This window comes from Sphingobacterium thermophilum (assembly GCF_039541675.1).
In the GTDB taxonomy this organism is placed as follows: domain Bacteria; phylum Bacteroidota; class Bacteroidia; order Sphingobacteriales; family Sphingobacteriaceae; genus Sphingobacterium; species Sphingobacterium thermophilum.
Genome location: NZ_BAABGR010000006.1, coordinates 131,666 through 144,650, shown reverse-complemented (window position 1 = coordinate 144,650; position 12,985 = coordinate 131,666). Strand labels below are relative to the sequence as shown.

Here is a 12,985-nt window from a genome sequence, read left to right as displayed (position 1 = left end):
AATATTCAAAAATAAGCGTCGAATATTTTGCAGCAGAAAGATATTTTCCTACCTTTGCAGCACTTCAAACGAAGAAAGTAACCGAAAGGTTAAAGATTCCGTAGCTCAGCTGGTAGAGCAATACACTTTTAATGTATGGGTCCTGGGTTCGAGTCCCAGCGGGATCACCAAAAAAGCTCAATCGAAAGATTGGGCTTTTTTTATTACCATTACAGAAAACAAACTTATCGAACTAGGACAGACAGTCTTCAGAAAACCGTAGAATTTTTATTAACATCTCTTTTGAAGCTGCTCATAAATGTGAAGACAGAAAGCTAAAGCTTGCTTCGCAACGGTTTTTGGGGTAAAAAAGTGAAGTTTGCGTGGTAAATTATTATTAAATCATTTTCTTTACAGAATAGTATGTGGTAATAGTGTGATAAACCGTTTCCGCGTCGCAATATATTAAACGAAAAAACATGTGGTGGCAGTACGCTTTAGTCTTTGTAGGTGCTTTATTGTTTGATATAGTACCTTTTCCTTTCCTACCTGCATTTACGGTAATGGTATTTTTGCAAATCACCTTCGGTCTGAGCGTTTGGCCCGTATTGATTATCGGGGTAATAGCTTCCGTCTTGGGCAGATATACCCTTACTCTGTACACTCCCCTTATCGCCAACAAATATATCAATAAAGCCAAGAATGAAGATGTGGAATTTTTGGGATCCAAGATGAAAGAAAACGTATGGAAAGGACAGCTGTTTGTCCTTGCTTACTCCTTGCTGCCGCTCCCTACCACACCTTTGTTTTTAGCTGCAGGGATGTCCAAGCTAAATGCCAAATATATTATCCCTGCCTTCTTCGTCGGCAAGTTTACCAGCGATGCCGTAGCCCTGCTATTGGGGAAATACGCTTCGGAAAGCATAGATAGCATCACAGACAACCTGCTATCATGGAAATCCGTTGCCGGTTTTGTGTTCGGCCTGATCCTCATAGGCTGCATATTCTTTATTGACTGGCGCACACTGATACAGCGAAAGAAGCTCTTATGGAATTTCAAGATCTTGAAATAGGAGAATCCGTTATTGCCAAAAATTTAGCATCATAATAGAGCAAAGCGGCCAGAACATCTTTTTTTAAAACCATTTCTCAAAATCGTTTTATAACCATTTACTTTGACAGAAAACCTAATTATATGTCAAAGCTATTGGATAAAACGGTCGATATCCTAAAGGGAGAGTACGCTAATATCTCAGGATTACTAATCGCCAAAGACGGAGAAATACGCTATGAGTTCTTTGCTCACCCCTCCGAAAAAGATAGAAAGCTTCATGTGGCTTCCGTTACCAAAAGTATATTTTCTCTTTTGGTAGGTATTGCCTTAGATAGGAAACATATAGCAAGTGTCCACGAGAAGGTAATAGATTTCTTCCCCGAACTGAAGATTAACAGCAGAAACAAAACATTAGCACAGCTGGAAATTAAACATCTGCTGACGATGACTGCACCGTATAAATTTCGCTCGGAGCCCTATAGTAAGGTCTTCTCCACCCAAAACTGGGGACTTACTGCACTTCACCTGCTCGGTGGTAAGCGGCCTATAGGTGAATTTCAGTACACTACCGTAGGGATTCAGGTCTTGGCCTCCCTCCTAGAGCGAGCTATAGGTATAAACATTCATGCCTTTGCCACAAAATATCTCTTTGAGCCGTTGAACATTACTACTCCCGAAACACTCACAATAGACAGCAGGGAAACTTATTTCCACTTCATCAAAAACCAATATGCCAACTGTTGGGCGGCGGACCCGCAAGGTACCAACACTTCCGGCTGGGGATTGATGCTTTCCGTTTACGATATGCTGAAAATAGGTCAATTGTGTCTCCAACAAGGCTGTTGGGAAGGGACAACCATAGTGTCCCCGCAATGGATAGAAGTAAGCACCTCCCCACACAGCTCCTGGGACAACAAAAACTACGGCTACTTATGGTGGATATTGGACAAAGGGAAGTTTGCTGCCATAGGTGATGGAGGAAACATCATATACATCCACTGCAAGAAAAGGTTAGTCATCGCCATAGCTTCTCACTTCGTGCCCAAACCCAAAGACAGAATCGATTTTATCGAGCGCCACCTTATCCCTTTATACAAGCTGTAAAAAACTTAATAAAGCATCTCAAAGCGTCTTTAAAGTAACAGGTCCGCCACATCGAGATGAATCAGAAAAATCCAAGCTATAGATAAATATTGAAATTCAACTGACATGGCGATATTCAAGGTTTTTATACTTTGCATTAATTTAAACTTGCGAAAAATTAAAGAAAACTAGTGAAATCCATAAGAAAGATGAAGAAAATGAATATCGATAAGGCTACAGAAATCATGCGACATGCCCTATATACGAATTTGGAGGCTATAGAGAGTTAAGAGAACTGCAAAACTAGGAATAAAAAAAACAGCAGCTTACATCGACCCGGCTATACATGCTATTATTCAAGCCAATTGAATTTGCATTACATTTAATTCACATTATCACCAAGTCGTAGGATTTTATCTTTTACAGAAAAACCGTAAAACATTGAAAAGTACACTATACTATCCAAGGCCAGAGCTGCAGAACTTGATACAATCATACCGCATTATAGAAACGGATGAGGATATCGTCAATAGGGTTTTGCCTAATTTAGGCTTAGCTATCGTATTTACCGTTCAAGGACAGATTTCGTTTGTTGAAGAGAGAGGTTATCGTCCTCTTTCTTCTTCCATCCTTTCAGGAATAAGAAAATCCATAAAAAATATCCATTATGCGAAAGGTAGCAAATCCATTATCGTGTTGTTTACGGAAGTTGGTGCCGCTACCTTTTTCAAAAATCCCCTCCATGAATTGTTCGGAATCAGTGTAGAGCTAGAAAATTTCGTTCAACAGGATGAAATTAAAAACCTAGAAGAAAAGCTATACCATGCCCGCACCGATTCGGACCGTATAAAAGAAATTGACCAGTTTCTGCTTTCCAATATTACGACAGCGGAAATAGATAGCTATGTGCATAGGGCTGTTGATGAAATAAGAAAAACGAAAGGCTTAATTAAAGTCTCCTCGCTTCCCCACATGCTGCATATAAGTCAAGACGCCTTCGAAAAACGCTTTAGAAAGGCCGTAGGCTGTTCGCCGAAGCAGTTTGCCAATATCACACGTCTAAAACAAATCATCACACTTCCCAACCGTTCGCCTCTAATCCATATTGCATTGGAACATGGCTATTACGATCAAGCCCATTTCAATCGCGATTTCAAAAATTTCACAGGACTTAGTCCTGCCGATTTCTACAAATCAGGATTATTTTGGTAATCAATGATTTTTTACAAGGATTGGTTTTCATCTTGTACGAATTTTGTATAAAAAAGATGAAACCTATAATTCTTGTATGTCTTGTTTTATCTGTCTGGATAAGTCAATACATTTTTCCACAAAGTAATTCTTCATTTAAGTCAAAAGATATGGAAACGGAGTTAAACAAAAAAGCAGTGCGAACTTTATATGAGCACATCCTGAACACACGAAAATTTGACGATTTAGAGAAAGTCGTCTCCCCAGACTACCTTAATGCGCAAGGCGATAAAGGCATTGATGGTTTCGCCAAATCAGTTATGGTATTTGCTCATGCATTTCCCGATGCTACATGGACCATAAAAGAGATCATTGCCGAGGGAAATAAAGTTTTTGTAAAACATAAAGTAGAAGGCACCCACCGCGGGGTGTTTCAGAATATAGCTCCCACACAAAAACATATTGAAGGAGAAGGGATGGCTATCTACAAATTAAAAGCTAGAAAAATCATTTCCCATCAGGTAATAACTAATCAATTAAGCTTCTTACAGCAACTAAACGTTATCCATCACACCTTATGGGCCCCTAGCAGCGAACGCGTATATTTTGTGGATCGATTTACCATGCCACAATCTTCTGTCCAAGAATTTACCGAAAAGATGGAAGTCAACAGACGACTAATAAGAAAACTTCCAGGTTTTATTCAAGACCAAATCTTAGTTAGGGAAGATAACGATGGACGAACAGTAATACTTACGATTGCCGCTTGGGATAATCAGGCCTCTTTAGACAATGCAAAAAAAATAGTGCAAGATGAATATAAAAAATCAGGATTCCACCCGCAGGAATTCTACCGAAAGCTTCACATACAAATGGAAAGAGAAACATTTCGCTGCTTGACAGAGTAACCACCGAAGCGGCCTTCAAGTAAGTTTTACTTTTATTTTTTAAATTTATGGGAAGTCTGGCAATCTGGCGAATTTTAGTATTGAGCTCCAGCTTCTTTCAACAAAAAGCTCTAGCTCTATCTGCATGTCGAATTTTAAGTAGTTTAAGGATATGATTAAGGTAGTAAATGAATTTCAAACCGTAATCAAGGAGTTGTTGACTGGCCTGACTTTGTTTTCAGATGAACACTTAACAAGAGTCCATTTCCCGAAAGTTGGACTGCAGGACAAGTAGGAGACCACCTATTTAAATCTTTTAGCGCGTGGACTATCATTAAGGGAAATACAACATCTGTGGAAAGAGCATATGACCTTAACTGCAAACCATTAAGTGACTTATTCTTAGACTATAGCATTAAAATGTCTGTCAATCCTTCCGACTTTAACTATCCTACCAATGACTATATTTCCAAAACTAAACTTATTACTGACATCAAAAAAGTGACAGAATCCATTATTAATTTCTCGAATAAATGTGACCTAAGCCTGCTCTGCACAGATTTTGAGATAGTAACTGCATATGATTACCCTACGCGAGATCAGAGAAGAAGACAGCGCAGCCCTGCTGCAACTCAACAAAATGCTGGACCGGGAAAGCAAGTTCATGCTGTTGGAGGCGGACGAGCGCAAGCTGACCGAAGAGCAGCAGCGTGAAATGCTACGCGACATTATCCGCTCGGACAACTCCCACATTTTCGTGGCAGAAGCCGAAGGGCAGCTTGTCGGGCGCCTCTCCGTCATGGGAGGTAACACACGGCGCATCCGCCATCGCGCGGAAATCGTCATCGGCATCCTCCAAGAATATGGCGGGCAAGAGATTGGCCGTAAGCTGTTTGAAATGGCCGAGCGGTGGCGCCAAAACACTGCCCTGACAAGGCTGGAGCTCACCGTGATGACACATAACAGCAGAGCCATAGCGCTGTACAAGAAAATGGGCTTCACCATAGAAGGACTGAAAAAGCATTCCATGAAAGTCGACGGCCGCTATGTTGACGAATACCTTATGGCAAAAATTTATGAGGACCAATAATAATTTGTAATTTGAAGCCCCAAATCACTACTATGAAAACTTTATTTACCGACCGCCATATTATCTCTGTTCGGCACAGGCTGCCTTATGGCTCAACAGCAGGGTATCGCCAGAAAAGATCTTAATCCCGCCGCCGTACAGCAGTTTGTCAAGACCGTAGAAATACAGGAGATTACCTTCCCTGCCGGGACATCCTACATTTTGACAACGCCTCCGACAAAGAACCTATGACGTTCGTGGCCTTCTACCTTAAGGAAGAACAGGAAGAAAATGTCAAAATGGTGAAAGACTGAAGCGCACAAAATGTCACTAACGTTATCTTCAGGATATCCGTACGAAAGAATCTTAGCCTTATGAAACAAAATTTCTTAGAGATAGAACATTTCGTCCTGCAGCAGCTGAATGTCCAGCCGCTGGAGGAGAAAGATATCCCTTGTGCCGTTTTTCATATTCGCAAGGATTTGCATTCCATAGACAGCCTGAAGCTTAACTTTCATTGGGTCCTTCTATGCAAAAAAGGGCATTGCACCCTTTCGGTAGGACATCACGACTTTGTGGCAGAAGCTTCCTCCATCTCCATCATACCACCGCATACCCTCCTTTCAGCTCACAACTTCAGCTCCGACTTTGAAGCCTACTTCCTGCTCTTCAAGTCCTCATTCATCAAAAAGGGATTCGTGAAAAGCGAAATCATGGAAGAGCTGCTGTTCATCAACCCGGATTATCCACCCACCTTTCCCCTCGAAAGCAGCGCCTTCGACGACACCGCCTATAAGTTTTTGAAAATCAAAGAAGAGATAGAAAACCAACAGCCTTTCTGTCTCGAAATTTCACGCTTATATGTGCTACAGATACTCTTCGACTACAACAGGGTCTGCGAAATATGTCTGCTTAATTCCGACAAGCTCCTAAACCGTGAGTATCAAGTCATGTATGAGTTCCGAAAATTGGTAGACCAACATTTCCGGAAGCATAAGACCGTGAAAGAATATGCCGACATTATGTTTTTATCACCCAAATACATCAGTGAGTGCGTAAAAAATCAGACCGGCATATCGGCCTTAACCCTTATCCACCACCGCCTTGTGCTGGAAGCAGAGTTCCTTCTTACCTATTCTTCTCATTCTGTCAAGGAAGTCGCCGACCAGTTGGGCTTCTCCTCCGTATCTACCTTTTCTCGCTTCTTCAAAGAGAAAAAAGGAATCTCTCCCGCCCAATACCAGCAGAACCGGAAAAATTGACAACATAAACCGCCTTTCAGCCATTGATAGCCCCGCGCGGGAACGTGATCTTTGCTTTAAACATTAAAGTTTAAAGATATGAAACATAAAACCTTACCTCTATTGGCTCTTGCAGCAAGTTTGTCGCTGCTGCTCGCATGCAACAGCGCCGATACCGACAAGACCAATCCTGAAGTCTCAGTAAAGGCTGTGCAGTTCAGAATCGCCCGCCCTACAAATCAGTTGAAGGAGGTGGTGAATTTCTACAAAGAAGGACTGGGGCTGCAGGAGCTCGGACATTTTGAGAACCATTCCGGATACAACGGCGTCATGCTGGGACTGCCCGACAAAACCTACCACCTGGAATTCACACAGCAAGAGCAAGCCTCACCCCTACCAGCCCCAACAAAAGAGCACCTGTTGGTTCTCTATTACGACAATGAAGAGGAATATAAAAAAGCTAACGACAGGCTGCAAAACTATGGAGCACATCCCGTAGAGCCGGAAAATCCGTATTGGATAGGTAAAAGCGAAACCTACGAAGATCCGGACGGATGGAGGATAGTGCTATTCAACGGCACCTACACACCATAGACTTACTCATTCTCCTTTCCACAGCTGACATATTGCTGAAAATCCATTTACCGACTACCGACGTTTTCGAGCGCACGCTTAGCCATGAAAACATCGGTAGTTGTTATTTATCTCCCTATTAAGCAACTTTCCTGAGCAGGCTCCCTAATCATCTTTAGCGCTACCAAGAACCAATAAATTATTCTGCTTTTCACAAAGGTTTTCTGATAAGAAAATAGTAATTTTCACTTGTCATTAAATACTGTCATTCCATGCCTTCATACAATATCCCTCCGGATTTAATCGGTCTTTCGGCTGAAGAGCTGAACGCTTCGCACAGCAACTATGGTTTTAATGAGCCGGCAGAGCTCAAGAAGGGTGCTTGGTACACGCTGTTGCTGGACATCCTCAAGGAGCCCATGTTGCTTCTGCTTATCGCCGTTTCCATCATTTATGTCATTGTGGGCAACTACTCCGAAGCCTTATTCATGCTGGGGGCAATTATCGCTGTGTCAGGCATATCCTTTTATCAAGACAGCCGCAGCAGGAAAGCGCTGGAAGCACTCGAAAAGCTCAATGAGCCGCTAAGCACGGTCGTCCGCCAAGGGAAGATCATGCAAATCCCTACCCGCGAAATTGCTGTGGGTGATCTATGCCTCATCGAGGAGGGAAAGATGATCAATGCCGATGGAGAAATCGTCTACAGCAGCGACTTTTCGGTCAATGAAGCCGCGATGACGGGAGAAACCTATTCCGTATTCAAAAGCACGGATACGGAAGACAAAAAAGTATATAGCGGCACCCTCGTAGTATCGGTCATGGCGGTATTCAGGGTAGAACAGATAGGAAGCCTTACCAAGCTGGGAAAAATAGGAAAGTCTATCCACGACATCAAAGAGGAGGCTTCTCCCCTGCATCTTCAGATTACGCGCTTCGTGAAATGGATGGCTGCCATCGGCATCGCCGTATTCCTATTGGTATGGGGCTACAGCTTCTGGCTGTCGCGCGACATCATCCAAAGTCTGCTGACAGGACTGACGCTGGCCATGTCCATCCTGCCGGAGGAAATTCCGGTGGCCTTCACCACCTTCATGGCCTTGGGAGCTTGGAAGCTCATGCAGGAAGGTATCATCATCAAACGCAGCAGCGTGGTCGAAACGCTGGGCAGCACTACCGTCATCTGCACCGACAAGACCGGAACGATTACCGAAAATTCCATGCAGCTGAAGGCGTTGTACGACTATAAGACCGACCGTATCTTCGAAGGCGATGCGTTTGACGCTCCCGAACTGTCGGAACTAATCGAAAATGCCATGTGGAGCAGCGAGCCCGTCCCTTTCGACCCCATGGAGAAGACCATACACAGGGTGTACGAAGAGACGCAAGCGCAGGACCGACCTAAGGATTTCCGTATGATCCACGAATACCCGCTGGAAGGTAAGCCGCCCATGATGACACATATCTTCGAAGATGCTGCCGGAACACGCATCATCGCCGCCAAGGGGGCTCCCGAAGCACTATTGGAAGTTTCCAATCTTTCGGATTCTGAAAAAGAAAAGTTGCGACGTAAGATCAGCGATCTCGGAAAGCAGGGCTACCGCCTCTTGGGGGTCGGCAAAGCACAGTTCGAAGGCGACAGCTTTCCGCAAAGACAGCAGGACTTTGCTTTCGAATTTTTAGGGTTTACGGTGTTCTACGACCCTCCGAAGCCAGGCATCCAGCAGGTTTTCCGGCAGATTTACGATGCCGGCATCAAGGTCAAAGTCATTACTGGCGACAATGCCGACACGACGAACGCCATCGCCAAGCAGGCGGGCATCATAAACGACGGCATGGCGGTAAATGGCGCCGACGTCGTCCAGCTGCCACAAGATAGGCTGGGTGTGATTTCCCGTGAAACGACACTCTTCACCCGCATGTTCCCCGAAGCAAAACTGGCTACCGTCAATGCGCTGAAAGAAAACGGCGAGGTGGTGGCCATGCTGGGCGACGGCGTGAACGACGCCCCCGCCCTCAAAGCCGCACATATCGGCGTGGCCATGGGTAACAAAGGAACAGAAATAGCAAAAGCAGCAGCACAAATCGTCATCACCAACGACGACCTGGGCAAACTCATCACCGCCATAGCCGCCGGAAGACGCATCTACGCCAACATCAAAAAGGCAGTCCAATACATAATATCGATACATATACCTATTATTTTGACAGTGTCTCTGCCGGTACTTCTCAACTGGATATACCCCAATATCTTCACGCCGGTGCATGTCATCTTCATGGAACTTGTCATGGGGCCTACCTGCTCCATCGTATATGAAAACGAACCTATGGAGAAAAATACCATGCGCCAAAAGCCACGCAAGATGACCGAAACCTTCCTCAACATACGCGAATTGGGGATCAGCATCATCCAAGGGGTGGCCATCACCGCAGGAGTCTTATTCGTGTACCAATACGCCGTACATCAGGGACAGCCCGAAGAGACTACACGTGCCATGGTGTTCACCACCATGATCTTCGCCAACGTGTTCTTGTGCCTGGTAAACCGCTCTTTTGTATATAGCGTATTCGAAAGCATGAAAAACAGAAACATGCTCTTCCCCCCCCCTTGTCATTGGCGTCACCTTATCCTTACTTTTCGCCTTCTTGTACGTCCCCGCTTTTGCCGCTTTCTTCCAGCTGAATAGCCTAAGTGGCCAAGAATTAGGATTTTCTATCCTCATAGCCGCCGTGTCGGTACTTTGGTTTGAAGGTTATAAGGCGCTGAAGAGAAGACGACAAGAAAAATAACCTTGATTACAATGCAATTTTTTAATATTTTTCGATAAGATTGTCTTCCAAAAAACAGCGTTTAATTCATGATTGAAAGATTTACCTCATATCAAGCGCAATATTTTGCCTATGAGAACATACGGCTATGGCGCCATGCGAGGAAAATAACAAGCGGAAGATAAACTGAATCTTAGAACGCATTTGTCTAACTAAATTCTATTTTTGTAAAACTTGAAAACAAGAGGAAATATATTTCAAGTGGCATAAGTGAAATTATAAGTAAGACATAACAATGACCATCAATAAATACCAAGCCAAATACTACGCTTACGAGCTATCAAAAAAAGCATCTTCCGATAGTTCGGAAAAATTTGGAGCAACATTATTAGATGCTAAAGTAGAACTTAATCCTCACCAGGTAGAAGCAGCTTTGTTTGCCTTTAAATCTCCCTATTCCAAAGGAGCTATCTTGGCTGATGAAGTGGGCTTGGGTAAAACCATTGAGGCGGGCATTTTATTAAGCCAATTCTGGGCTGAAAGGAAAAGGAGAATCTTGATTATTTGTCCCTCGGCATTGCGTAAACAATGGCTGAATGAATTGGTGGATAAATTCTATCTGAAAGCCGAAGTAATAGATAATATTTCATTTAATAAAAAATCCAAAGCGGGTATTGTTAATCCTTTTGATAGTACGGATACGATAAAAATTTGCAGTTATCAATTTGCACGAAAAAAGGCAGAAGAGATTCAGTTGACAAGCTGGAATTTGGTGGTTTTGGATGAAGCACATTATTTGAGAAATGTGTACAAGTTTGGCAATGTTACAGCCAAAACCATTCAGAATGCAATCCGAGACTATAAAAAAGTTTTGCTAACTGCTACACCCTTGCAAAACCGTTTGGATGAATTGTATGGTTTGGTTTCTTTTATCGATCCGGAAATTTTTGGGGATATAAAATCTTTTCGGAGAAACTTTGTATTGGAATCAGGCAGTCGCGATATTGAAGGTTTGAGAGAACGCTTAAGTCAAGTAGTACATCGCACGCTGAGACGTGATGTGAGAGAATTTGTACCGTATAGAGAACGTATTCCGATAACACAACAATTCACCCCAACAGAAGAGGAGCAAGATTTATACAATAAGGTGCTGGATTACCTTCGTCAAGAAAACACATACGCTTTTCCTGCTGCTCAACGCCACTTGATGCAGTCTGTGATTTTTAAATTATTGGGTTCTTCATCTTTTGCAGTTGGTAAAACCTTGGAGGCATTGATCAAAAGACTTAAACAGCTCTTGGAAAATTCCAAAGTGGTGGAGGATGATTTGTATGAACTTCTGCTTTCGGAATATGAAAATTTGGATGATGAAAAGGATGAATTAGAGGAAGAAGAGCAAGAACCTGAACTTAACGAAATTACTTTAGAGGATAAAATCGCCATTGAAGCCGAGATTAAGCAATTAGAGGAGTTTTTGGTTTTAGCGAATAGGATTGAACATAACCAAAAAGGAGAAAGTTTATTAATCGCTCTTGAAAAGGGTTTTGCTAAACTGAAAGAAATCGGTGCACGAGACAAAGCGCTCATTTTTACCGAATCTACACGTACTCAACAATATCTTTTTGAGCGTTTATCCAAGGAAAAGTATGCCGGTAGAATTCTACTTTTTAATGGAAATAATGCAGATGCATTGTCCAGTCAAATCTACAAAGATTGGTTGGCCGACGAAAAAAATGCCGGAAAAATAACTGGTTCTAAAGCGGTAGATATTCGTCAGGCGCTGGTGGATGCCTTCAGAAGCGACCAATATCAAATTATGATTGCTACCGAGGCGGCAGCTGAAGGTATCAACCTACAGTTTTGCAGCATGATTGTCAACTATGATTTACCTTGGAACCCGCAGCGGGTAGAACAACGCATAGGACGCTGTCATCGCTATGGACAAGAGTTTGATGTGGTAGTGGTCAACTTCTTGAATGCTTCCAATGCTGTAGAAGCAAGAGTATTTGAGCTTTTGGAGAAAAAATTCAGACTCTTTGAAGGGGTCTTCGGTTCTTCGGATGAAGTGTTGGGTACAATTGAAAACGGTGTTGATTTTGAGAAACGCATTGTTGAAGTTTATAAAAAGTGCAGAACAAAAGAAGAAATTGATGCCTATTTTGAACAATTAGAAAGAGAATTTGCGGCTGAGAGAGATGAGGCGATTAGAGAAGTACAAACAATATTGTTTGAAAACTTTGAAGTTCCTGTAATTGAACGCCTCAGAATAACACTTTCCGAAACCAGGGTTTTCTTAGAAAAATTCGAAAAATGGTTGTGGGAATTAATCCGCTTTTATCTGCATCAAAAGGCGAAGTTTATTTACGATGATTACACCTTCATTTTAGACAATGGTGAAAAATACACGCTAAACAAAAACAGAGAAGATGCCAAACGTCTGTTGCTAAATGGTCCAATTGCTCAAAAGTTCATCGAGCAAGCCAAGAAAGAACATACTCCTTTGGCGCATTTGGAATTTAACTTCTCCGGTCAAAATAAGAAATACCAAGAATTAGAAAATCTACAGTCCAAAAGAGGATTCCTCAAAGTCAGTCAGTTAAATGTGTCTTCTGAAATAGAGTCACACTCAGTATTGATTTTTGCAGGATTAACAGATGCCAACGAGCAGTTAAATGATGAGATTTGCCGATTTATTTTGAGTTTGGACAGCAAGGTATTTCCAGGTAACCATAGAATCCAATTGGATGAGATAGAAGGTTTACATACAAAAATCAAACAAGAGCGATTAAAATATTTGGAAGACACCGATGCAGCCTTGATGCAAAGGGAGTTTATGAAATTTCACAATTGGGCCGACGATAGAATCGCTTTTTTGGAGGCTGAACTAAAGGAGGCCAAAAAAGAAGAAAGGGAATTAACAAGAGCCTCTATGCAGGAGGGATTGTCATCGGCAGAGGTTCTTGAGCTGCAAGAGAAATTAAACAAAACCAAGAGAAAAGTTTCGCGTTTGAAAAGAGAAATGTTTGAACGTGAAGATGAAATCAACGAACAACGTGATCAAATGATTGCAGAGGCAAAAAACAAATTAAACAGAACGATAACCGAAGAAGAAATATTTACCATTTCTTTTGAACTGGTTTAA

Annotated in this window: 11 protein-coding genes and 1 tRNA gene; all 12 read left to right on the top strand. The window is 42.5% G+C overall.

Annotated features, from left to right (window positions below):
- The first annotated feature begins 94 nt into the window (after positions 1-94).
- Positions 95-170 (top strand) — tRNA-Lys (locus tag ABD873_RS02705).
- Positions 171-458: 288 nt separating this feature from the next.
- On the top strand, positions 459-1,052 hold the full coding sequence (locus ABD873_RS02700; RefSeq protein WP_345064299.1) for a hypothetical protein: 594 nt from the start codon (positions 459-461) through the stop codon (positions 1,050-1,052).
- A gap of 122 nt (positions 1,053-1,174) precedes the next feature.
- Entirely contained in the window at positions 1,175-2,137 is a 963-nt protein-coding gene (locus ABD873_RS02695; protein ID WP_345064296.1) for a serine hydrolase domain-containing protein, read from the top strand.
- Between the two features lie 420 nt (positions 2,138-2,557).
- The gene (locus tag ABD873_RS02690) at positions 2,558-3,328 is read left to right on the top strand and encodes a helix-turn-helix transcriptional regulator (protein WP_039054620.1); all 771 of its coding nucleotides are present in this window, start codon (positions 2,558-2,560) and stop codon (positions 3,326-3,328) included.
- A 149-nt stretch (positions 3,329-3,477) separates the two neighbouring features.
- Positions 3,478-4,215 carry an ester cyclase gene (locus ABD873_RS02685; protein ID WP_345064292.1) on the top strand — a complete coding sequence of 246 codons (738 nt, stop codon included), beginning with the start codon at positions 3,478-3,480 and terminating at the stop codon, positions 4,213-4,215.
- A 559-nt stretch (positions 4,216-4,774) separates the two neighbouring features.
- Entirely contained in the window at positions 4,775-5,284 is a 510-nt protein-coding gene (locus tag ABD873_RS02680) for a GNAT family N-acetyltransferase (RefSeq protein WP_345064289.1), read from the top strand.
- Between the two features lie 87 nt (positions 5,285-5,371).
- Positions 5,372-5,515 (top strand): hypothetical protein, encoded by a 144-nt coding sequence (locus ABD873_RS02675; protein ID WP_345064286.1) that lies wholly within the window; start codon positions 5,372-5,374, stop codon positions 5,513-5,515.
- A 122-nt stretch (positions 5,516-5,637) separates the two neighbouring features.
- The gene (locus ABD873_RS02670) at positions 5,638-6,525 is read left to right on the top strand and encodes a helix-turn-helix domain-containing protein (RefSeq protein WP_345064283.1); all 888 of its coding nucleotides are present in this window, start codon (positions 5,638-5,640) and stop codon (positions 6,523-6,525) included.
- Between the two features lie 78 nt (positions 6,526-6,603).
- Entirely contained in the window at positions 6,604-7,098 is a 495-nt protein-coding gene (locus tag ABD873_RS02665; protein WP_345064280.1) for a VOC family protein, read from the top strand.
- A gap of 251 nt (positions 7,099-7,349) precedes the next feature.
- Entirely contained in the window at positions 7,350-9,761 is a 2,412-nt protein-coding gene (locus ABD873_RS02660; protein ID WP_345064277.1) for a cation-translocating P-type ATPase, read from the top strand.
- Entirely contained in the window at positions 9,721-9,864 is a 144-nt protein-coding gene (locus tag ABD873_RS02655) for a cation transporting ATPase C-terminal domain-containing protein (RefSeq protein WP_345064274.1), read from the top strand. The genes ABD873_RS02660 and ABD873_RS02655 overlap by 41 nt, the downstream gene beginning before the upstream one ends.
- A gap of 274 nt (positions 9,865-10,138) precedes the next feature.
- Entirely contained in the window at positions 10,139-12,985 is a 2,847-nt protein-coding gene (locus ABD873_RS02650; RefSeq protein ID WP_345064271.1) for an SNF2-related protein, read from the top strand.